This is a genomic window from Halosimplex amylolyticum, assembly GCF_051414035.1.
In the GTDB taxonomy this organism is placed as follows: domain Archaea; phylum Halobacteriota; class Halobacteria; order Halobacteriales; family Haloarculaceae; genus Halosimplex; species Halosimplex amylolyticum.
Window position 1 is genome coordinate 849,632 of record NZ_JBLKNW010000001.1, and the last position, 20,225, is coordinate 869,856.

Here is a 20,225-nt window from a genome sequence, read left to right on the forward strand (position 1 = left end):
GACGGTGTGGCGCGGTCCGTGCGCGGAAGTCCCCGGGTGGGAGTGGTTCAGTCGTCGTCGCTGGGGGCGTCTTCGTCGCGCATCGGGACGGTCGCGGGCCAGTCGGCGCCCTCGAGGAACGGGACGCCCATCTTCTGGGCCGCCCGCGAGATGACGTGCGCGCCCGTCGGCGCCGTGAAGAACAGGAAGACGATGCCGACCAGCGAAGTGAGGGCGTCCCCGGCGGGGCCGTAGTAGACGGCGGTGGCGAGCAGGATCGACGAGGCGCCGAGCGTGGCGGCCTTGCTCGTGGCGTGCATCCGGTTGTAGACGTTCGGGAGTCGCAGGAGCCCGACCGTCCCCACGAGGAGGAAGAAGCTCCCGACGACGACGAGCGCGGTCACGACGACGGCCTGGACTGTCGAGATCATTCGATGATGTCACCTTCCGTGACGAAGCGCGCGACGGCGATGGTGCTGATGAAGCCGATGATGGCGAGGACGAGGCTCACCGTGACGAACAGGCTCTCGCCGGTCTGGAGCGCGAACAGCGCCGCGATGGCGACGACGTTCGTCCCGATGGTGTCCAGCCCCACGACGCGGTCGGGGACGGTCGGCCCCCAGATGACGCGGTAGCCGGCGAGGAGCGTCACGGCGGTCGCGAGGAGGAGGCCGCCGAAGACCGCCGTCTCCAGGAACGCGGGGAGTTCACTCGCCATCGGTCTCACCTCCCGCGTCGGCCGGTCGCTCTCCGGCGACCGTGCTCGTCGCGCCGGCTTCGTCGACGCCATCGTCCGCGGTCGAGCCGTCCGCCTCGGCGGGCACGGCGTCCGGATCCGGGATGGGGTCCCCCGGATCGCGTTCCTCGTCGAAGATCCGGAGCGCGTAGTCCTCCCAGGAGCGGATGGGATCGATTACGGACTCGTGGTCGCGGCCGTCGATGGCGTGGACGTACAGGGTGTTTCGTTCGTCGTCGTAGTCCATCGCCAGCGTCCCCGGCGTGAGCGTGATGCTGTTGGCGATGGTCGTGATCGCGAGGTCGGTCTCGACCCTGAGTGGCAACTCGATCACGTCGGGCTCGATGGGCATCGACGGCGCCAGGACGCGATAGGCGACGTCGACGTTCGCGGTCAGCAGTTCCCACAGGAAGAGTGCGAGGTAGATGCCGGCGTACGGGAGACCGCGGAGCCGCTCGCCCACGGCCAGCTCCGGCAGGTAAAAGCGCCGGAAGGCGAAGGCGATGGGCATCCCGATCGCGAGGCCGATGAGGAACTCGCCGACGAGGACCTCCGGCGTGACGCCGCGGACGAACAGCCAGGCGACGGCGAGGCCGACGCCGACGCCGATCCAGCGTCTCATGCCTCTCCCTCCCGCGGCCGCACCGAAGAGGGCTGCGTTCGGTCACTCATGGGCGACCACCCCTGGATCGACTGCCTCGACGTAGCCCTCGGTGTCGAGCGCGGCCTCCGCGGCGGACTCCGCGAACCCGTAGACCGGGTCGAACCCGACGCCGATGGCGACGACGACCAGCGCGAGCGTGGCGACGACGCCGACGAGGACGGCCGACCGTTCGCCGTGCTCGACGACCGGGGTGACGCCGCCCCAGAAGCCTCTCGTCCACGCCCGCGAGAGGTAGGCGATGGTGAATATCGCGCCGACGAGCGCACCGGCGAGCGCGATCCCGGCGCCGGGCGCCCCCGCCGCGAGCGCCCGACCGCCGGTGTCGAACACGAGGAGCTTGCCGAAGAAGCCCGACAGCGGCGGGATGCCGATCAACGCGAGCGAGCCGACGAAGAAGGATCCCGAGAGGACGGGGAACCTGGTGGTCAGCCCGCCGATCTGGTCGAGTTCGATCGTCCCGGTCGCGTCGAAGACGGCGCCGCTGACCATGAACAGTAGCGACTTCGCGACGGCGTGGTTGAGCGAGTAGACGAGCGCGGCCACGATCCCGAGCACCTGCAGGTCGGTCGCCGTCGCCCCGAGCGAGTGGTCGCCCACTGTCGCGACGACCGCCAGCGGCAGGACGATGAACCCGACCTGGCCGATGCTGGAGTAGGCGAACACGTCGTCGAGGTTCCCGCGGCTTACCGCGCCGATCCCGCCGACGAGCATGCTCGCCAGCGCCATCAGGAAGAGGACCGGTCCGAAGAAGGCGAGGAACGACTCGCCCGAGAGGCCGGGCAGGCCCAGGCCGCCCTCGATGGTTCCGGCCGCGAACACCGTGAAGTACAGGCGGACGATGGCGTAGACGCCCACTTTCTTGGTGACGCCGGCCAGGAACGCGGAGATCGGCGCGGGCGCCGCGCGGTAGGCGGGCGGCACCCAGAACTGGAAGGGGACGATCCCCGCCTTCAGCGCGAAGACGATGAACAGGATGGCCGACAGCCCCAGGACGGGTGCGGGGTCGATCCCGAACGCCGCTGGGTCGGCGAGCCGGCGGGCGATGTCGGCCATGTTGAGCGTCCCCGTCGTCGCGTAGAGGCCGCCGATGGCGACGAGCATGAGCGCGCTGCCGACGAGGTTCAGGACGGTGTACTGCAGGGCCGCGGCGGTCTGGCGCGGGCCGCTGTAGAAGGCGACGAACACGTAACTCGGCATGAGCATCACCTCGAACCAGACGAAGAGGTTGAAGACGTCGCCGGTGAGGAAGGAGCCGGAGACGCCCAGCAGCATGAAGTGAAACAGCGGGTGATAGGAGACCCGCTGGCCCTGGTCGCCGACGTACGCGACCGAGAACACGAGGATCGCGACCGTCACGAGCGCCGCGAGCGCGAGCATGAACACCGCGAGCGCGTCGGCCACCAGCGAGATACCGAACGGTGCCGGCCAGGCCGACAGCTGGTAGGTCAGCGTCCCGCCGCGAAGCACGCGGTCGGCGAGGACGGCGACGAAGACCGCGTAGGCGCCGACGCCGAGCAGGCTGAGGGCCCGCTGGAGGCGGTCGTACCGACGAGTCCCGAGGGTCACGACCGCCGTGACGAGCGCGACGAGCATCGGCGCGACGACGACGTGCGTCGTCGAGACGGCCAGATCGGCGCTCATTCGACGGTCACCTCCCCGAGGTCGAGCGTGCCGTGCTCCTCGTAGAGGCGGTAGGTGAGGACGAGCGCGAACGCGGTCGTCCCGAAGCCGATGACGATGGCCGTCAGCACGAGCGCCTGGACGAGCGGGTCGGTCACGCAGTTCGCGCCCGCGTCGGGCACGGAGCAGGCGACAGGGTGCTCGCCGCCGTGGCCGAGGATCGGCGACTGGCCGGTGAGCCCGCCCATCGTGACGAGATAGACGTTCGCGGCCTGGCTGATGATCGAGACGCCCCAGACCACCCGGACCACGTCCCTGCGCAGAATCAGGTAGGTCCCGAGTGCGAACAGGAGCCCGAGTACGCCGGCGAGGATGACCTGGGTCATTCCGCGCCCACCTCCGCGAGGATCGTCAGGAGCGCCCCGACGACGACCGCGTACACCCCGAGGTCGAACGCGAGCGCCGAGGCGACCTCCAGGTACCCGTAGACCGGCAGGGGTTCGACGAAGGCGACCGCCTGGGTCAGGAACGGGTAGCCCAGCGCGATGGCTGCGATCCCGCTCCCGGCGGCGACGGCGAGGCCGAGGGCGAAGACGGTGCCGTACTCGCGGATGATGCCGGACTCGGTCTCGTAGCGGGTCCCGGGGTTGCGGTCGAGCAGTTCGGCCTCCAGGTAGTCGAGGCCGAAGATGATGTACACGAGGGCGAACGCCGTTACCGTCAGGACGCCGGCGATGAAGCCGCCGCCCGGCAGGTTGTGCCCCTGGAACAGCAGGGCGAACGCCGTCACCAGGATGAGCGGGACGACCAGTCGCGTCACGGTGCGTGCGATGACCGTCGGTTGCCTGTCGAGACTCACTGGAGTTCACCTCGTTCCCGCATGGCGATGAGCGTGATGACCGACAGCGCGGCCATCGCCACCACCGATATCTCCCCGAGGGTGTCGAACGCGCGGAAGTCCACGAGGATGACGTTGACGATGTTGCCGCCCCCGCCGGCGTTGACGAATATCGGATCGTGTTCGGCCGGGACGCCGCCGTTGGCGACGAAGTACTGGGCGATCACGTCGTCGGGACCGGCGGCCGTCGAGAGCAACACCGTCACGGAGACGGTGAGCCCGACCGCGCCCGCGACGACCGCGTCGCGGGCCGCCTTGAGCCTGTCGACCGTGCCGTAGAACGCCGGGAGCTTGTCGAGCACGAGCAGGAAGATGACGAGCACGAGCGTCTCGATGACCAGCTGCGTGAGCGCCAGGTCCGGCGCGCTCCCGAGGATGTAGAAGATGGCGACCATGAACCCGACGATGGAGAGGGTGAGAACGCCGGAGATGTGCGAGGGCGCCGCGGCGACCGCGAGGGCGCCGACGACCGCGACGCCGAGGACCACGACGAGCGCGGGTTCGAGGCCCGCGTAGACGACGTCCGGGACCGCCACGCTGGCGGCGGCGTAGGCGCCGAGGGCGAGCCCCGCGAGCGCCAGCGAGAGCGCGGCCGCGTACGTGCGGAGATCCCCGGTCTGGATCACGTCGATCGCCGACGAGCGGTCGAGCCACTCGGTGGTGCCGTCGTAGTACCAGTTCGGCCGGAGCGGGTCGACGCTCCGGACGGCGCGCACGCCGTCGCGGACGGTGTCGAAGAACGGGTAGAGCACTGCGCCGACGCCGATGGTGACCGCGCTCATGATCAGCCACGGGGAGACCTCGGTCGGCAGGTAATACGAGAAGCCGTGCTCACCGTCACCCCCGTGAGCGAGCGAACTCTCCATGACTCCCTCCACGAACGTTTCGAGGCCGTGTATCGGCCAGCCGTGGTATCCGAAGGTGGCGGCGACGCCCCCGAGTCCGACCAGCAGCGCGAGCGCGCCGAGCACGAACGCCGGGGCCGTCATCGCGAGCGGAGGCGCGTGGACTTCACCGAGCGCGTCGGGCTTGTCGCCGAAAAAGAGCATCAGGAACCGGATGGAGTACAGGAACGTGAAGATGCTTCCAAAGACGGCGACGGCTGGGAGGAGCCACCAGAGCGGGGATCCGCCGCTTGCGACGAACTGCTCGGCTGTCGCGTAGACGGCGTGGAAGAGGAACTCCTTGGAGTAGAAGCCGTTGAACGGCGGGACGCCAGCCATGCCGAGCGCGGCGACGACCGTGATCCCGGCCGTTACCGGGAGATCTTCGGCGAGGCCGCCGAGTTCGTCGATGGCGCGCGTGCCGGCCTCGTGGGCGACGATGCCGGCCACGAGGAACAAAGCGGCCTTGAACAGCGCGTGGTTGAGGATGTGGAATGCGCCGGTCTCCGCGCCGAGATAACCGGACATCCCGTAGCCGGCGACGATGAGGCCGAGGTGCGAGGCCGTCGAGTACGCCAGCAGTTCCTTGATGTCGCTGGCCGCCACCGCGAGGATCGCGGTCACGGTCATCGTCGCGAGGCCGAGGATCCCGAAGACGAGCGTCCACTCGTCCGTCACGAGCAGCGGGCGGAAGCGGCCGACGAGGTAGACGCCCGCTTTGACCATCGTCGCGGAGTGGAGGAACGCGGAGACGGGAGTGGGGGCCTCCATCGCGTTGGGCAGCCAGATGTGGAAAGGGATCTGCGCGGACTTGGTCGCGGCGCCGATACCGACGAGCAGGAGGACCGGTACGAACAGCCCCTGCGCGCGGAGGGCGCCGACCATCGGTTCCGCGTTCGCGAGTATCGAGCCCTCGCCGGCGAGTCGAAACGCCGAGTCGACGCCGGGGACGCCCGTCGCGACCACGTGGAGCAGGAGGAAGCCGACGAGCATGAACAGGCCGCCGGCGACGGTGATCAGCATCGACTTGCGCGCGGCGTACTGGGAGGCGTCGGCGTCCTGGTAGTGACCGATCAGCAGGAACGACGAGACGCTCGTAAGTTCCCAGAAGACGAACAGGGCGATCAGGTCGGCCGCGAACGCGACGCCGAGCATCGACCCCATGAACGCGAGCAGCGTCGCGTAGTACTTCGCCTGGCCGGGCTCGCCGTGCATGTAGCCGCCGGAGTAGGTGAACACGAGGACGCCGACGCCGGTGGCCAGCGTGCCGATCAGCAGAGCCAGGCCGTCGACGTAGAACGCGAGCGAGACGTCGTAGGCCGGGATCCAGGGGACGACGACCGTCCCGTGGGTCCCGTACAGGCTACCGACGAGCGCGAGCGACGCCGCTGCGACGGCCGCGGCGAAGTAGGCCGTCCGCTCGCCGAGCACCCGATACACCAGGGGAGCGAGCGCCGCACCGAGAAACGGCAGTGCCATCAACGACAGGAGCGCGGACGGACTCGGTTGCACACGCGTCTCTCGGCCGAGATGCGACTTAATGGTTCTCAACTTCGCCGACCGAGTCCCCTTCCAGCAGCCGGATTATGACGGCAAACCGACGAATGATCCGGTGAAATAGTAACTGTCAGATACGATCGGTCGCTATACTCGTTTCAACTTCAGATAACGCAACTCTGTTCGAACTGTCTACAATTTACGCATACGCATTAGTAAAACAACAATAGAACCATTTCCTTGCGGTCTCCGGGCCCAGTTCTCCGATTCAACGGCAGTGATACTCGTGAAATTCATATTTGATACCTCGAAGCACTCCCTTGAATTTACGATTTTGATAATACGGTAGTGACGCTTATGTACGGCGCTAGGCGACCCGTAAATGACACGCACCGATCGCCGTCGATGCCGGACGCGGTGTCCGGTCGGTGGCGAGACCGGGGATTCGGCCCCACGCATCGGGCGTGACGACACAACAATGCAACTCAACCAACTCTTCGCGGACGACGACGCGGTGTCGCCGGTCATCGGCGTCATCCTGATGGTCGCGATCACGGTCATCCTCGCGGCCGTTATCGCGACGTTCGTCCTCGGACTCGGCGATCAGGTTAGTAACACGACTCCCCAGGCATCGTTCAGCTTCGAGTGGAACGGCGAAGCAGGCAACGAAGCACCGCTAGAGATCACGCACGACGGCGGTGAAACGATCCAGGCTCAGAACCTCTACGTTCGGGGCTCTGACGGTACTTACGGCGCAGGTTCACCGGCAAACTTCGGTGACACCTGGGACACCTACGCCACCGGAGTTGGGGCGACTTCAGATGTTCAGGCCGGTATGTCTGCAAGTGTAGCTGCCGTCGACTCCGACGCTGAAGCCCGGATCGTCTGGCAGAGTTCGGCCGGCGACAGCTCCTCGACGCTGAAGGAGTGGACTGGCCCGACCGCCTGAACGGATCGATATCTTCCGCAGTCCGGACGACGAGCCGCCGTGCGGCTAGCGGATCGCCTCATTTCACCTTTGATATCGTTACTCGGTCTCGTGAGTCTCGGAACTAATACTACGGGTGCCGAATTCGCCCCCTTCGCTCGTCGGGGCCTGTCGGGAATGGGAGCGTTCGGCACGCTCTCCGAAACAGTCTTAGCGGATGAGCAATCTAACTCACATCATCCACGGGAACGGGCGGTGGGGGTTCCGCCTGCCAAAAGGGGTTCGACACAATGAGTAATCAGACGAGACGACTTCCGACGCACGGGGACGGAGAGCTGTCGAAGGGCGAGATATTCGACGTCCTGCAGAACCAGCGGCGCCGATACGTTCTCGAGTATCTCAAGCGGTTCGAGGAGCCGGTCGAACTGAGCGACCTCGCTACGCAGGTCGCCGCCTGGGAGTACCAGACGCCCGTCGACGAGGTGACCAACGACCAGAAAAAGCGCGTCTACACGACGCTCCAGCAGACACACCTCTGCAAGATGGAGGAGGCCGGGATCGTCGAGTACGATGCCGACGAGAACATCGTGACGCGCACGCCGTACACGGAAGAGTTGACCGTCTATCTGGAGATCGTTCCCGGGTCCGAATTCCCCTGGCGGGAGTTCTACCTCTCGCTCGGGTCGATCAGTTGCGCCATCGTCGTAGCCCTGTGGACGGAACTGTTCCCGCTCACACTTCTCACGCCGCTGGAGTGGGCGACAGTTATCGCCGCGACGTTCACCGCGGCCGCCGCGTACCACACGTACAGCGGCGCCGACATGCAACTCGGTGACGACGGGTACGCGCCAGACGAGATCGATCGCTAGCAGTCCGATGTCTGTATCCTGTTTCTTCCGTCTCCTTTTTGACGGCGCTGCTCGGCAGCGGCCAACGGGTTTAAATCGGTCCGAGCTGGTGATTCGTCAATGAATCGGCCGCGGGCACTGGTGTACGCGACCGTTATGGTGATCCTCGGTATCACACTCGTCTCCGGGCCCGCGATTGGACTCGTCGACCTGACGACGCCCCGCTACGACATGGCCGGCCTCGGCGAGGGTAACGCCACCGTCGACCGGATCGGCGCACCCTCGTCCGTCTCTATCGAACGCGAGTACCAGTCCGAGACCTACTATCTCAACGTCCCTGACGCGCGAATCCACGTCGCGTCGATCTCGGGGAAACCGACCGTCGCGTACGGCGTCGAAATCCCTGAGTTCGGTTACTCGCGATCGACGACGCACTTCTTGAGCGAGGAACGGACAGGTTGGATCGCACTCTCTTTGCGGACCGACACGTTCTCCGAAGACGTCACGCCGGGTAAGGTGTATGAGGGCGAACTTTCGATCGTCATGCGTTCAAGCGACGGGAAGTCGGTTCTCTACAACGAGTCGATCGGCGTGGAGGTGTCTGAATGAACCTCAATCGCGAACGGCAGGTCGACCTCTCATTCTCACAACAGCGAATCCGCAACATCTCCCAGGCGCTCGTCAGAGCGGCGGTCGGGGACCGCCTTGGACTCGTCATCTTTCTCGGGACGCTCGTGGTGTTCGGTCTCACGTGGCGGATAGGATTCTTCATAACTGACAATTACACGCCGGCCAATACACTTGTCGCACTCGCCGACGGCCATTTGATCGTCGACGAAGCGCTCTACGGCACGTTGGAAGCACCCGGAATGCAGATCCACGACGGGGAGACGTACGGCCGCAACTACGGGCAAGTCGCGTTCGCGGTCCCGTTCTTCTGGGCGCTTCGACTCACGCTGTCGGTTGCTGATCCCGGGCTCATCCTCCCTGCGCTCTGGTCGCTGCTGTTACTCGCGCTGGCGGTACAGATCGGCCGGCTGACCGATCACCGGCCACTCATGGTCGTTATCGGTGCGGGAGCGGCGCTATCGACGTTCTTCCTCAATGCTCGCCTTGCCGAACCGCTCTCACCGGACCTGGTACCGCTCGCAGCGCTACAGCTCAGCGCGCTCGTTGCGACGGCATTCGCAGCGAGCACGGGCTATCGGGTACTCGCTCGAATGCACGACCGTCGAGCGGGCGTCGGAGCGGCGGTGAGTATCGTGCTCGCTACGCCGGTCGGATTCTGGGCTACGATTCCGAAGCGCCACGTGTACGTCGTCGCGCTATTGATCGGCGTCGTCTACGCTTTCTACCGGAGTCGCGAGGAGTCGGCCGACGACGCGTTACTCTCTCAGACCGGATTTCGCGGACTCGCGTACGCACTGGTTGGTCTGTTGACCTGGATACACGCGGGTGAGGGGTTCGTCGTCTTCCTTGTACTCGTGCTAGTCGACGTGCCGACAGCGCCGTCGAACGACCTGCGGACGCTCACGTTCGTCGCCGCGGCGTTCACAGTGTCGATGCTCCCGTTTTTCCTGACGAACGTGCTCATCTCGGGCGACCCGGTGCGGCCGCCGCGGATGCTCGATCAGTTCGGCGAGTTCTCTGGTGATTCGACGTTCAGCTCTGGGTCCGGTTCGGGCGGTGCCAGCGGTGGTGGCGGTGGCGGGGGATCTGGGCTGTTGCCACCGGTGCTCAGTGGACCGGTCAACGAGATCACGCAGCGACTGGAACTCATTTTCGGTCCGTTCGTCCAGGGTCTCCACGCGACGGTCAACCGGCCGGGCGACGTGTATCAGACGTTCGTCCGAGCAGGATACATCTCGTCAGTGGGTTCGCACGACAATCAGCAAGCGATCAACCTCACGATCGTCGAATCGGCGCCCTTCGTCACCGGCGTCGTCGGGATCGTCGGAATCGCGGCTAACCGACTCGTCGTAGGGCGATTCAGCGGGCTCGAACGAGTTCGCCCGGTACGGATAGCCGACCTGGCGCGCACTCTTCGTCGATCGCCTGCAAGAGCCACCGACGCGCTTGTCGCCGTCTCGGCACTCCTATTTTTCCTGGTTTACATCCATCGGCTGCCGCTCCACGCGCAGGTCACTGTCCGCTATCTCCTCCCGCTTTACCCACTGGCAGTCTACGGTGTCGTTCGACAGAGCCAGATCCGTCGTGCTCTCGGTACCCACGGTCTCACAGCTCTGTGGACGTATCTAGTTGGGGTCCTCATCGGCGCTCAACTGCTTTTCGTCGCGGTGACTGCCACCGCTATCGGTCGAGGCGGGGCGCTCCAGTTACACGCTGTCGTCGGGCTCGTCGTCGCAGCTTCGTTCGCGCTGGTGGCGACGGCGAGCGCCTTCGACGAACGCTTCGACAGAGCCACGGCCGTCGTCGGCGCACTCGCGGCCGCGCTGGGGACGAATCTCGTCGTGCTCTCGGCGCTCGTCTACTTCCAATACGGTCCGTACGCGCTTCCGATGGTGGACTGGCTCGCCGACCTGCTGTCGACGGCGTGATCCGACCAAGCTAGTCAGGCTTTTCCCGACGGGTTTCGATTCAACGAGCATGAATCGTCTGAAGCAGTCGCTGTTGGACGCCCCGATCGTCGAGAAAGAGGGGTATCACTACTTCGTCCACCCGATCAGCGACGGGGTGCCGATGCTCCGGCCGGAACTGCTCCGCGAGATCGTCATCAAGATCATCCGCAAAGCCGAACTCGAGAACGTCGACAAGATCGTCACGCCCGCCGCGATGGGCATCCACATATCCACCGCCGTCTCCCTGATGACCGACATCCCCATCGTCGTCGTCCGCAAGCGCCAGTACGGACTGGAGGGGGAAGTCGCGCTTTCACAGGTGACCGGCTACTCCGAGTCCGAGATGTACGTCAACGACGTCTACGAGGGCGACCGCGTGCTCGTCCTCGACGACGTGCTCTCGACCGGGGGCACGCTCTCGGGGATCACCGGCGCGCTCGAAGAGATCGGCGCCGACATCGTCGACATCGTCTGCGTGATCAAGAAAGACGACGGCCAGAACAAGCTCGCCGACGCGGGCTACGAGGCCAAGACGCTCATCAACGTCGTCGTCGAGGACGGCGAAGTCGTCATCGTCGACGAACAGGGCGACGACTGACCGATCGTCCCCGCTCTCCGGCCGTTCACAGCGTCGCGGCCGTAACGGCGCCGAAGTACAGCCCCGCGAGTATCAACGCCACGCCGAGGGCCTGGACGAGTCGCCGCGTCCTGTCGTCGAGCGCCGAGTCGGTCCCGTATCTCCCTCCCCGCTCGCCGGGGACTCGCCCCGTCGTGTGCGCGCGGACGAGTGATTCCGGTGTCGCGACGAGGACGACGCCGAGGCCGATCCCGAGCACGGCCGCGAGCAGTGTGCGATAGTCCATCTGTCACTCGCTCTCCCGTACGGTCACTGGTCAGTTCCGCAGGCGGTCGATGCGTTTCTCGATCGGCGGGTGCGTGGCGAACAGGCGCGCGAGTCCGCGGTCCTGGCCGGAGATACACAGCGCGTTTACCTGCTCGTCCACCGCGGAGTCGCTCGCTCGCTCGTTGCCGCGGCTTATCTTCTCCAGCGCGCGGGCGAGCGGTTCGCCGGACCCGATCGCTCCCGCCGCGTCGCTGTCGGCCACGTACTCGCGGTACCGCGAGATGGCGAAGACGAACAGCATGACGAACAGCTGGACGACCTGGCCGACGACGATGGCCAGGAAGAAGTCGGCGATGTCGTTGTCGCCCGTCAGCAGGACTGCCCACTGGGCGACGATGGCGACGATCGACGCGATCCCCTGGCCGAGCACCATCATCACGACGTCGCGATTGCCGATGTGGGCCAGTTCGTGCGCGAGCACACCCTCGACCTCGTCGCCGTCCAGCGTCCGGATGAGTACCTCGGAGACGACGACCGTTCCCGCGCCCTTCCGGCCGACGGCGAAGGCGTTGGGGACGCCCATCCGCGCGATCATCAGCCGCGGCTTCTCGATACCCATCTCCTCGCACAGCGATTCGACCTGGCGGTGGATCTCCGGGTATCGGTCCTCCGGGAGATCTTCGGCGCCGACGCTCCGGACGGCGGCCCACTTGCCGACCTTGTACTGGACGCCAACGAACAGGACGCTCCCGACCAGGACGAGCCACAGCGGTGCCCCGAACGCGCCCATGGCGACGACGGCTGCCACTGCGTAGAACGCGAACAGGATCGATCCGACGACCGCCATCCGCGCGACCAGACTTGGGTGGCGCATACCCGTCGCTTCCTCCATCTTCCCACAAAGAACCACGGGATCGTCCTCACTAAACCGTCGAAACCCCCTCTCTACCTGTGGCTATCGCATCATATTCGCCGGAGCGTGCCCGCCCGGGCCGTTCGTGTCGCCGACCCGGCAGTCGTTCCGAGCGATCTGTCTCCCTGGACTCTCGTCCTCGAAGAGCGCGCGCGACCGTTCCCGGCCTCGACCCACCCGCGTTTCCTGCCGGCCGCGGTGGCGTGGAAACTGGGCTTCCCGAGCGGTTCGGGGCCACTCCGCGGCAGACAGACCGCCGACCGCCCGCAGCGTTCTCTCGCTATCTCCGCGCGTATTACAGTTCAGAGAAACGTTGTACGTTTTCGCCCAATCGAGCGACGGCGACGATTCTATTCGTTTACTATCACGTAGCCTGTCATGTTTACAGAATAAAGCTAATAACCCAGTCGGTGGTATGGCCGTCGCTAGAGAAACGAGCGCGCGGAGAAGGGCGCTTGGTAGGACATGTCGACCTTCTCCCCCCGCCGGTAAAAGCGTTGCCCAGCGCGAGTGGCGACGCGACCCGGGGCGGCCCATCGCGTGCCGGCGTAACGCGCACCCACCCAGACACACATGAACCAGTTCGACGACGACCGTGGAACCGACGTGGTCATCGAGGCACGCCCCTCGCGTGACGACGAGTTCGGCACGATAGTCGTGACGGCGATCGCCGACGAGCTCGGCAGCGATCCGGAGTCGCTCCCGCCGCTCAGAGACAGCATCGACCCCGACATCCTCAACGGGCTCCGCGAAGCCGGCGGCTCGTCAGTGAAGACGCTCTCCTTCGAATACCTCGGCTACGAGGTCGTCGTGACGAGCGACGGCCTCATCCAGTTGCGCTCGTTCGCGTGAGGACCCGATCGGACGTTCCTCGACGTACCCCCCGTCACCGCTCGCGCACCCCCGAGTGACTGCTAGCCGTTTCGTTCGCGGCAAAATCATAGCGGGAGGTAGATTTGAACCGGAGGCAGACGTGCTCGCTCACTCCGTTCGCTGCGCGCGACTGCCAGGGTTCAAATCTACTGGCGATTTCGTGACCTCACGGAGCGCTCGGCGATGAAACGCCTCGCTGTATGTGTGAGGTCACAGAAATAGCGGGAGGTAGATTTGAACTACGTCGAGACGGACCGCTCGCTTCGCTCGCGGTTCGACTCGCCTACTTCAAATCTACTCGCGAGTGATTGCCGCTCACGGTGGCGAGCACACACAAGGCGGTGCTCGCCGTTTAGTTCGCGGCAAAATCATAGCGGGAGGTAGATTTGAACTACCGATCTGCGGGTTATGAGCCCGCCGGAATCTCCTGGCTATCCCATCCCGCTACCCATTCGTACCGGCGACCACCCATTAAGGGTTGTGATTCACTCGCCGTCCGTGAGTTAGTGGCGCGGTCAGCCCTCGTGGACCTGCCAGGTGAACAGACTCTCGAAGACGTAGTTGACGAACATCGCGAATCCGATGGCGATCGGGCTCGCGACGAGGAACCACACGTCGGTGTCGAAGACGACGAGCGTGACGTCCAGACGCTGGGTGAGTGCCCAGTAGATGGCGAACTGGATCAGCGAGCCGCCCGAGCGGACGAGATGTGACTTCCCCAGGCGGCGCAGGAACGGCCTCGCACCTGGCGCACCCTCGCCCGCGAACGTCCAGTGTTCGTTGACCATGAACATCACCAGGATGGCCGTCTCGATACCGACGGCCTTGGCGGCCAGTTCCGGGACGCCGAACCCCAGCCCCAGTAGAGCCAGCATCGCGTTGTCGCTGAGCGCGCCGACGGCGCCGACCGAGACGAACTTGCCGAATCGAACGCCGGAGAGGAGCGCGTCCGTCCGGGACTCGTTCGACCCGTCGATCTGTGAGTCGCCCGGCGTGTCCACGTTCTCGTCAGTCATTCTTCTCCACCAGCGCCGTCGGGTCCTCGCGAGTCGCGGCGATAGCGTTGTGCACGCGGCTGTTGCGGATCTGTTTCGCCCGGTGGCGCGACGAGACCAGCGCGCGGGCCAGCCGGATCGAGGTGCGGACGGGCGAGACCGTCGACCCCGGCTGGTCCTCCCAGGTGATCGGGACCTCCGTCACGTCGAGTTCCAGCGCGCCCGCCATCGCCACGAGTTCCACGTCCCAGGCGAACCCCGGTTCGTAGAGGTGCTGGCGGACGGCGTCCCACGACTCGGCCGTGATCGCCTTCGCGCCGCACTGGTAGTCGTAGAGGTCCGCGTCGAGCATCCGCCGAGCGAGCCACGCGAACCCGTCGCCGAGGAAGCGACGGGCGAACGTCTGGTGGCTGGTGATCGACGAGTCCGGGTGCCGTCTCGACCCGACGGCCACGTCCGCGCCGCCGTCGGTGATGGCGGCGAGGACGTCTGCGAACTCTCCGGGTGCGGTGCTGCCGTCGGCGTCGACGAACCCGAGGATGTCGGTATCGAGCGCCTCGAAGCCGGCGGTGACCGCGGCGCCCTTGCCGCGGCGGTACGGGGAGACGCTGACCGTCGCGGGCAGGTCCGCGAGAGCGGTGGCAACGCGCTCTTCGGCGTCGTCGAGTTCGATACGGATCGTCTCGGGGTCGAGTTCGGCGTCGAGCGACCTGACGTAGGAGGCGAGGCGGTCGACGTCGGGGCGGAAGGCGGGGACCACGATACCGACGGACGCGCTCATTGCCAGTTGTGACCACCGCGCCGAGTAAAAACTGTTCGGAACGGTGGAATCGTCGGCCACTCGTCGTGGCGAATTACGGCGATCCGACGGTCGTCGTCGCGGCCGCTCGGGCCCTCGTCAGCGCGGGCTACACCGGTCCACAAGAGGTATAGGCTCCGGAGACGGCCACTCTGGTAATGGAGTACGGTCTGGTCCTCTGGTGGCTCGTCGCCTACCTCGCCTTCATGGCGGTGGGGATGCCGCTGGCGGCGGTACTGTTCCCCCGCCTCGCCGACCGCGGGGCGGGCGTGGCGCTCCCGACAGCGCTCGCCGTCCTCTGGGTCGTCGCGTACCTCGTCGGGCACGTCTCGCTGACCGCCGGACTGCTCGTCGGCCTCGCCGTCCTCGCGGCCGCCAGCGTGGTGGCCGTCTATCGGGGTGCGGAGTTCGACCGTCGGCGCTACGGGGAGGCGGCCGCGGTCTTCACCGTCGCGTTCCTGTTCATGATCGCCATCCGCGCGGTCGACGCGGGGGTCCACCCCCTGATGGGTGAGAAGTTCCTCGACTTCGGTCTCCTGCAGTCGATCCTCCGGGCCGACGCGCTCCCTCCCGAAGACATGTGGTTCGCCGGCCGACCGGTAAAGTACTACTACGGCGGCCACCTGATAGCCGCGCTGCTGACGAAGATCACCGGGACCGAAGCGCGATTCGCGTACAACCTCGCGCTCGCGGGCTTCTTCGGGATGCTCGTCACCGCCGCCTACGGCCTGGCCGGGTCGGTCGCCGCGAGTCGCGGTGTTTCCCGCGTTCGCGCAGGCGCGTTTGGCGCGTTCTTCGCCGGATTCGCCGCCAACATCTCGACGGCGGTCCAGTTCGGCGCCTGGCTGTTGCCCGACGGTCTCTCCTCGTTCGTCATCGGCCTCCTCGGGGTCGAACTCGGCAGAGTCGGCAGGGAGGGCCCCGGTGCGTTCCGATACTGGGACGCCAGCCGCGTGATCGAGGGAACGATAAACGAGTTCCCGCTGTTCGCCTGGCTCAACGGCGACCTGCACGCGCACATGATGAGTACGCCGTTCGTCCTGCTGGTCGCGGCGCTGCTTTTCAGCTACTACCGAACGCCGGCGGCGGCCCGGACGCGGCGTCTCCTGCTCGTCGTTGCGGCGGTCCCGCCGCTCGCCGGCCTGCTCGCAGTCGTGAACACGTGGTCGTTCCCGACCGTCGGCGGGTTGACGTTCCTGACGCTCGCGCTCGCACCGGCCGACCCGGTGTCGCTGTTGCCCGGCGCGGTCGGCGAGCGCATCCCCCGGCGGGAGGACTGGCAACGCGAACTCGTTCGCCACGTCGTCGCGCTCGTGGGCGCGGTGGTAGTCGTCGCGCTGGGCATCGTCTGGTCGCTCCCGTTCTGGCTCGGGACGGCGAGTACCCGCTCGATCGGCTTCCTCCCCGACAAAAGTTCGCTGGGCGGCCTCCTCCTCGCCCACGGCGCGTTCGCACTGCTGTTCGGGATCTACCTCGTGCGCCACGCGGTCCCGCAGGTCGACCGGGAGTTCCTCGGGGAGTCGCTGGTGATGCTCGGGATCGGCGTCGCGATCGCCTGGCTCGGCGCCTCCTCGGCCGCACTCGCCATCTTCGGTCCGATGATCGTCGTCGCCTGGGTCCTCCTGCGGACGCAAGCCGACGTCGTTCACCGTGCCGCTTCGCGGACGGCCGAAACCGCGATGGGTGCGGTCTCGGACGGCGGTGGAGCTACCGGTAGCGCCACCGAGGGCACCGCGTCGGACGGCGACGCGCGCGTCCGCGACGTGGTCGGGTTCGAGACGCTCCTGCTGATCGCCGGCGCGGGAATCGTCGTTCTCGTCGAGTTCGTCTACGTCCAGGAGGAGGCCGGCCCCGGGCGGATGAACACCGTGTTCAAGACGTACGCAGACGTGTGGATCCTCTGGGCCGTCGCCGCCGGCGCCATCCTCGCCCGTCTCGTCGAAAACCACTCGCCAGAGCTCGCGCTCTCCGGCGACACCTGGCAGTCGGCGTTTCGCGCGCTCGCGGTCGTCCTCGTCGTCGCGACGGCGATGTTCGGGGCCTTCGCCGTCCCGAAGCACCTGAGCGGTGAGTCGCCGATCAACCGGTACGACCACCCCGACGATCCGACGCTGAACGGGTTCGTGTTCGTCAACCAGAGCCACCCCGAGGAGTACCCCGCCATCGAGTGGTTCGAGGACCTCGACGGCCAGCCCAACATCGCTTCCGCTCCGGGGCGCGGATCGCAGATGTACCAGTGGTCGAACCCGATATCGAGTCTCACAGGCGTTCCGACGGTCGCCGGGTGGGCGCACGAAGTCGGCTACCGCGGCGGCGAGGTCTACCGGGCCCGCCTCGACGACGTCGACACCATCTACACCGGGTCGGCGGAGCAACGGGCGTACTACCTCGACGCCTACGACGTAGAGTACGTCTACGTCGGAACGAACGAGCGCCAGGAGTACAGCGAGGAGGAGCTCGCCGCCTTCGAGTCGATGGCCGGTCTCAGCGTCGAAAAGCAGTGGAACAGCGTGGTGGTCTATCGCGTCGAGCAGAGCGAGCTTCAGTACCCAGACGAGTGAGAACCGGTCAGCAGTAAACTTCGGTCAGTGCGTGTCGGCGTGGCGGCGCCGGTGGACGATCCCCTGGTTGTCGGCGGTGGTTCGGACGAACGAGCGGAACGCCTCGCCCGTCTCGCTGTCCTCGTCGAGCACCATCGGTTCGCCGGCGTCGCCGCCCTCGCGGACGGCCGGGTCGAGCGGAATCTCGCCGAGGAACGGCATCTGCGCGTCGGCGGCGAACGCCTCGCCGCCGCCCTCGCCGAAGATGGCGTGCTCGTTGCCGCAGTCCGGGCAGCGGAACGAACTCATGTTCTCGACGATGCCCAGCACGGGCGTCTCGTGCTCGCCGAACATCTCTAACCCCTTGCGCGCGTCGTCGATCGCGACCCCCTGGGGCGTCGTCACGATGACGGCGCCGGTGACGGGCACGCTCTGGAGCAGCGTCAACTGCGTGTCACCGGTCCCCGGCGGCAGGTCGACGACCATGTAGTCGAGGCTCCCCCACTCGACGTCCTCCCAGAGCTGGGTCAACACCTTGTGGACCATCGGGCCCCGCCAGATCACGGGGTCGTCTTCGCCGAGCAGGAAGTCCATGCTCATGAGCTTCATCCCGTACTTCTCCGGTGGGACGAGCGTCTCCTCGGGCGTCGCCTGGGGCTGCTGGTCGGCGTCGAGCATGCGCGGCACGTTCGGCCCGTACACGTCGGCGTCGAACAGCCCGACGCGAGCGCCGAGCTGGGCCAGCCCGGCCGCGAGGTTGACGGCGATTGTGCTCTTGCCGACGCCGCCCTTGCCCGACGCCACCGCGATGACGTTCTCGACGCCGGGGAGGACCGACCCCTCGGCGACCAGCCCGCTGTCCACCTCCGCGTCGAGTTCGATCGCTCGATCGAGACCCGACAGCGCTTCGCGGACCGCGCCCGCCATCTCCGTCTCAGTCGGCGAGTACGGCGCCCCGAGCGCCAGCGAGACGCGAACCTCGTCCTCGGAGACGTCGACCGAGTTGACCAGTCCCAGCGAGACGATGTCGTCGCCCAGATCCGGGTCCTCGACCGTCCCGAGCAGGTCGAGCACGTCGTCTTCGTCCATACTTTCGTCTCCGTCACTCCGAGCGAAAAGGGTTGTGACCCATCTTTTTCGTCGGGGGGTCGCTTGCGGCGACCCCCCGACCAAAAACATGGGTGAAAAAGGCCGAGCGCTCGCGACGCTCGCGCTCGGTTGAACCGCGCCTCACTTCGTTCGGCGCGGATGCTCAGAACCGAGGCGCGCTCGAACACAGCGAGCGCTCCCAGTCCGCGACCGGGCAGACGGTTCAGGTGAGGCTGCCAGAATTACTCGATTCTGTCGCGGGCGGAGGCAGCAAACAGCGTCTCGAACTCGGTCAGGTCGTCGGGGTGTTCGTGCCCGTCTGCTGCCACTTGCTGGAAGAAGCCGTGGTGTTCGCGGCTCAATTCCAGAATCGCCTCGTCTTCGACGTCGGACTTCTCGATATCCGGGGGATGTGCATCACTTTCCTCGTGTAGGTAATACAGTGCGGGCTCGTTCTCGTCGAGCCACGCCGCTTCTGCGTTCATTTTCTCCAACGCGAGACCCCGCTCAAACGTCTCTCGGCGTTGTTCGAGGTGAGCGAAGTGGTCCCGTACCTGTTCGATCTTGTCGGGATCGAGCGGGAGTTTGAATAATCTGGTAGTGGGCATACACGTAGCCTGAGATACACCATTTTTATTTGTATTTCGGTCAATTCGAGACGTTCCCGGAACTGGACACTGATACGTTCATCGCCAAGATGACAGAAAACTCGATTCAAATGACGTACCCTCAATGGAACGTCCGCAAACCACACCGAACACGAGATTCAGAGCGAAACCCCGCCGTCTGCCTCGACCGAGTTGACCGGCCCCCGTGAGACGATATCGTCGCCCAGATCTGGGGCCTCGAGCGTCCCGAGCAGGCCGAGCACTCCATCTTCGCCCACACTTCGTCTCCGTAACTCCGAGCGAAGTGGGTGTGATTCATCCGTTTCCCTCGGGGTCCGGTGACGCGCCACCACCGGTTGCTCCGGGGCGACGGGAGACGGCTTCGCAGTCATCATCGAGGCGGTTGCACCACCTCGCTCCGCCCGACGTATGCGGGGGGCAGAAACTCTCCCCACCACATTACATTGTCGCAAGTATTTTTTTGGCCTTAATTGCCGAAATTGCGTGTTGAGTGTTATCAATGCGCTTCATCGCCACCTTGGAACACAGTCCCGATAATTGCTGGGCGCGCGAAGAAAACCAGGACAAAGCAGTCGAATGGATCACGCAGTTAGACCAGCGAGCGGAGGAACACGGCGTCGAACTCGACGGGGCCTACGCCACCCCGACCGAACACCAGTTTTACTTCATCATGCAAGCCGACAGCTTCGGGGCCGTCACTGGATTTCTCGGGCCACCGTTCGGGGAAGACCACGACGGACACGTCGCGCCCGTCCTCACGTTAGACGAGTCCATCGACGCGGTCATCGAGGACTGACCTGGCGCCCGTCAGACGGTAACTGACGACGTGGATACTGGGTCCTGTCGGTGGGTCAGGGGAGTGCGTGGTGAGTGCTGAACGTGCCAGCCAAACCGGGTACGAAGTGGGAGC

The 20,225-nt window shown here is 65.9% G+C and carries 21 protein-coding genes and 1 tRNA gene; 8 read left to right on the top strand and 14 right to left on the bottom strand.

What is annotated here, in order from left to right; all coding sequences use genetic code 11:
• Positions 1-47: 47 nt before the first annotated feature.
• Genes mnhG through mbhE form a run of 7 tightly spaced genes read right to left on the bottom strand, consistent with a single transcriptional unit; the run spans position 48 to position 6,293 of the window.
• On the bottom strand, positions 48-410 hold the full coding sequence (gene mnhG / locus ACMGFE_RS03990; RefSeq protein WP_436923797.1) for a monovalent cation/H(+) antiporter subunit G: 363 nt from the start codon (positions 408-410) through the stop codon (positions 48-50).
• On the bottom strand, positions 407-697 hold the full coding sequence (locus ACMGFE_RS03995) for an MrpF/PhaF family protein (RefSeq protein ID WP_436923798.1): 291 nt from the start codon (positions 695-697) through the stop codon (positions 407-409). The genes mnhG and ACMGFE_RS03995 overlap by 4 nt, the downstream gene beginning before the upstream one ends.
• Positions 687-1,337: a Na+/H+ antiporter subunit E gene (locus tag ACMGFE_RS04000; RefSeq protein ID WP_436923799.1), complete on the bottom strand. Its 651-nt coding sequence runs from the start codon at positions 1,335-1,337 to the stop codon at positions 687-689. Before ACMGFE_RS04000 ends, ACMGFE_RS03995 begins: the two co-directional genes overlap by 11 nt.
• A gap of 42 nt (positions 1,338-1,379) precedes the next feature.
• A complete protein-coding gene (locus ACMGFE_RS04005) occupies positions 1,380-3,020 on the bottom strand; it encodes a complex I subunit 5 family protein (RefSeq protein ID WP_436923800.1) in 1,641 nt (546 codons plus the stop codon).
• Positions 3,017-3,385: a sodium:proton antiporter gene (locus tag ACMGFE_RS04010; RefSeq protein WP_436923801.1), complete on the bottom strand. Its 369-nt coding sequence runs from the start codon at positions 3,383-3,385 to the stop codon at positions 3,017-3,019. The genes ACMGFE_RS04005 and ACMGFE_RS04010 overlap by 4 nt, the downstream gene beginning before the upstream one ends.
• Positions 3,382-3,858, bottom strand: a complete 477-nt coding sequence (locus ACMGFE_RS04015) for an MnhB domain-containing protein (RefSeq protein ID WP_436923802.1) — start codon at positions 3,856-3,858, stop codon at positions 3,382-3,384. Before ACMGFE_RS04015 ends, ACMGFE_RS04010 begins: the two co-directional genes overlap by 4 nt.
• Entirely contained in the window at positions 3,855-6,293 is a 2,439-nt protein-coding gene (gene mbhE / locus ACMGFE_RS04020) for a hydrogen gas-evolving membrane-bound hydrogenase subunit E (protein WP_436923803.1), read from the bottom strand. The genes ACMGFE_RS04015 and mbhE overlap by 4 nt, the downstream gene beginning before the upstream one ends.
• Positions 6,294-6,756: 463 nt before the next feature.
• On the opposite strand from mbhE, the gene ACMGFE_RS04025 reads away from it, so the two are divergent.
• The 5 genes from ACMGFE_RS04025 to hpt all read left to right on the top strand — a co-directional run bounded on the left by ACMGFE_RS04025 (position 6,757) and on the right by hpt (position 11,231).
• The gene (locus ACMGFE_RS04025; RefSeq protein ID WP_436923804.1) at positions 6,757-7,227 is read left to right on the top strand and encodes a type IV pilin domain-containing protein; all 471 of its coding nucleotides are present in this window, start codon (positions 6,757-6,759) and stop codon (positions 7,225-7,227) included.
• Between the two features lie 269 nt (positions 7,228-7,496).
• Positions 7,497-8,075 carry a DUF7344 domain-containing protein gene (locus ACMGFE_RS04030; RefSeq protein WP_436923805.1) on the top strand — a complete coding sequence of 193 codons (579 nt, stop codon included), beginning with the start codon at positions 7,497-7,499 and terminating at the stop codon, positions 8,073-8,075.
• A 99-nt stretch (positions 8,076-8,174) separates the two neighbouring features.
• A complete protein-coding gene (locus ACMGFE_RS04035; protein WP_436923806.1) occupies positions 8,175-8,663 on the top strand; it encodes a hypothetical protein in 489 nt (162 codons plus the stop codon).
• Positions 8,660-10,612, top strand: coding sequence for a hypothetical protein (locus ACMGFE_RS04040; protein WP_436923807.1), 1,953 nt, complete (start codon positions 8,660-8,662; stop codon positions 10,610-10,612). The genes ACMGFE_RS04035 and ACMGFE_RS04040 overlap by 4 nt, the downstream gene beginning before the upstream one ends.
• A 49-nt stretch (positions 10,613-10,661) precedes the next feature.
• Positions 10,662-11,231 carry a hypoxanthine/guanine phosphoribosyltransferase gene (hpt, locus tag ACMGFE_RS04045; protein WP_415382687.1) on the top strand — a complete coding sequence of 190 codons (570 nt, stop codon included), beginning with the start codon at positions 10,662-10,664 and terminating at the stop codon, positions 11,229-11,231.
• 25 nt (positions 11,232-11,256) lie between these two features.
• Here the strand turns inward: hpt and ACMGFE_RS04050 are convergent, their stop codons facing one another.
• Both ACMGFE_RS04050 and ACMGFE_RS04055 read right to left on the bottom strand, forming a co-directional pair.
• Positions 11,257-11,496 (bottom strand): hypothetical protein, encoded by a 240-nt coding sequence (locus ACMGFE_RS04050; RefSeq protein WP_436923808.1) that lies wholly within the window; start codon positions 11,494-11,496, stop codon positions 11,257-11,259.
• 30 nt (positions 11,497-11,526) lie between these two features.
• Complete coding sequence (locus ACMGFE_RS04055) at positions 11,527-12,351, bottom strand: M48 family metallopeptidase (protein ID WP_436923809.1); 825 nt, start codon at positions 12,349-12,351, stop codon at positions 11,527-11,529.
• A gap of 612 nt (positions 12,352-12,963) precedes the next feature.
• Here ACMGFE_RS04055 and ACMGFE_RS04060 point away from each other — a divergent pair.
• Complete coding sequence (locus ACMGFE_RS04060; protein WP_436923810.1) at positions 12,964-13,242, top strand: HalOD1 output domain-containing protein; 279 nt, start codon at positions 12,964-12,966, stop codon at positions 13,240-13,242.
• 392 nt (positions 13,243-13,634) lie between these two features.
• Here ACMGFE_RS04060 and ACMGFE_RS04065 read toward each other — a convergent pair.
• The 3 genes from ACMGFE_RS04065 to ACMGFE_RS04075 form a co-directional block, all read right to left on the bottom strand.
• Positions 13,635-13,709, bottom strand: a tRNA-Met gene (locus ACMGFE_RS04065).
• 69 nt (positions 13,710-13,778) lie between these two features.
• A complete protein-coding gene (locus tag ACMGFE_RS04070) occupies positions 13,779-14,279 on the bottom strand; it encodes a GtrA family protein (protein WP_436923811.1) in 501 nt (166 codons plus the stop codon).
• Positions 14,272-15,039: a glycosyltransferase gene (locus tag ACMGFE_RS04075; RefSeq protein ID WP_436923812.1), complete on the bottom strand. Its 768-nt coding sequence runs from the start codon at positions 15,037-15,039 to the stop codon at positions 14,272-14,274. Before ACMGFE_RS04075 ends, ACMGFE_RS04070 begins: the two co-directional genes overlap by 8 nt.
• 176 nt (positions 15,040-15,215) lie before the next feature.
• Here ACMGFE_RS04075 and ACMGFE_RS04080 point away from each other — a divergent pair, with 176 nt between their 5' ends.
• Positions 15,216-17,618: a DUF2298 domain-containing protein gene (locus tag ACMGFE_RS04080; protein ID WP_436923813.1), complete on the top strand. Its 2,403-nt coding sequence runs from the start codon at positions 15,216-15,218 to the stop codon at positions 17,616-17,618.
• Between the two features lie 24 nt (positions 17,619-17,642).
• Here ACMGFE_RS04080 and ACMGFE_RS04085 read toward each other — a convergent pair whose 3' ends face one another.
• Together ACMGFE_RS04085 and ACMGFE_RS04090 are read right to left on the bottom strand one after the other, a co-directional pair.
• Positions 17,643-18,686: an Mrp/NBP35 family ATP-binding protein gene (locus ACMGFE_RS04085; protein WP_436923814.1), complete on the bottom strand. Its 1,044-nt coding sequence runs from the start codon at positions 18,684-18,686 to the stop codon at positions 17,643-17,645.
• A 242-nt stretch (positions 18,687-18,928) separates the two neighbouring features.
• On the bottom strand, positions 18,929-19,294 hold the full coding sequence (locus ACMGFE_RS04090) for a DUF6176 family protein (RefSeq protein WP_436923815.1): 366 nt from the start codon (positions 19,292-19,294) through the stop codon (positions 18,929-18,931).
• Between the two features lie 520 nt (positions 19,295-19,814).
• On the opposite strand from ACMGFE_RS04090, the gene ACMGFE_RS04095 reads away from it, so the two are divergent.
• The gene (locus ACMGFE_RS04095) at positions 19,815-20,111 is read left to right on the top strand and encodes a hypothetical protein (RefSeq protein ID WP_436923816.1); all 297 of its coding nucleotides are present in this window, start codon (positions 19,815-19,817) and stop codon (positions 20,109-20,111) included.
• The last annotated feature ends 114 nt before the right edge of the window (positions 20,112-20,225 follow it).

Bases quoted from the DNA above. Each gene is read 5' to 3' on its own strand.
- mnhG (WP_436923797.1), bottom strand. From the start codon at position 410: ATGATCTCGACAGTCCAGGCCGTCGTCGTGACCGCGCTCGTCGTCGTC.
- ACMGFE_RS03995 (WP_436923798.1), bottom strand. From the start codon at position 697: ATGGCGAGTGAACTCCCCGCGTTCCTGGAGACGGCGGTCTTCGGCGGC.
- ACMGFE_RS04000 (WP_436923799.1), bottom strand. From the start codon at position 1,337: ATGAGACGCTGGATCGGCGTCGGCGTCGGCCTCGCCGTCGCCTGGCTG.
- ACMGFE_RS04005 (WP_436923800.1), bottom strand. From the start codon at position 3,020: ATGAGCGCCGATCTGGCCGTCTCGACGACGCACGTCGTCGTCGCGCCG.
- ACMGFE_RS04010 (WP_436923801.1), bottom strand. From the start codon at position 3,385: ATGACCCAGGTCATCCTCGCCGGCGTACTCGGGCTCCTGTTCGCACTC.
- ACMGFE_RS04025 (WP_436923804.1), top strand. From the start codon at position 6,757: ATGCAACTCAACCAACTCTTCGCGGACGACGACGCGGTGTCGCCGGTC.
- ACMGFE_RS04030 (WP_436923805.1), top strand. From the start codon at position 7,497: ATGAGTAATCAGACGAGACGACTTCCGACGCACGGGGACGGAGAGCTG.
- ACMGFE_RS04035 (WP_436923806.1), top strand. From the start codon at position 8,175: ATGAATCGGCCGCGGGCACTGGTGTACGCGACCGTTATGGTGATCCTC.
- ACMGFE_RS04040 (WP_436923807.1), top strand. From the start codon at position 8,660: ATGAACCTCAATCGCGAACGGCAGGTCGACCTCTCATTCTCACAACAG.
- hpt (WP_415382687.1), top strand. From the start codon at position 10,662: ATGAATCGTCTGAAGCAGTCGCTGTTGGACGCCCCGATCGTCGAGAAA.
- ACMGFE_RS04050 (WP_436923808.1), bottom strand. From the start codon at position 11,496: ATGGACTATCGCACACTGCTCGCGGCCGTGCTCGGGATCGGCCTCGGC.
- ACMGFE_RS04055 (WP_436923809.1), bottom strand. From the start codon at position 12,351: ATGCGCCACCCAAGTCTGGTCGCGCGGATGGCGGTCGTCGGATCGATC.
- ACMGFE_RS04060 (WP_436923810.1), top strand. From the start codon at position 12,964: ATGAACCAGTTCGACGACGACCGTGGAACCGACGTGGTCATCGAGGCA.
- ACMGFE_RS04070 (WP_436923811.1), bottom strand. From the start codon at position 14,279: ATGACTGACGAGAACGTGGACACGCCGGGCGACTCACAGATCGACGGG.
- ACMGFE_RS04075 (WP_436923812.1), bottom strand. From the start codon at position 15,039: ATGAGCGCGTCCGTCGGTATCGTGGTCCCCGCCTTCCGCCCCGACGTC.
- ACMGFE_RS04080 (WP_436923813.1), top strand. From the start codon at position 15,216: ATGGAGTACGGTCTGGTCCTCTGGTGGCTCGTCGCCTACCTCGCCTTC.
- ACMGFE_RS04085 (WP_436923814.1), bottom strand. From the start codon at position 18,686: ATGGACGAAGACGACGTGCTCGACCTGCTCGGGACGGTCGAGGACCCG.
- ACMGFE_RS04090 (WP_436923815.1), bottom strand. From the start codon at position 19,294: ATGCCCACTACCAGATTATTCAAACTCCCGCTCGATCCCGACAAGATC.
- ACMGFE_RS04095 (WP_436923816.1), top strand. From the start codon at position 19,815: ATGCGCTTCATCGCCACCTTGGAACACAGTCCCGATAATTGCTGGGCG.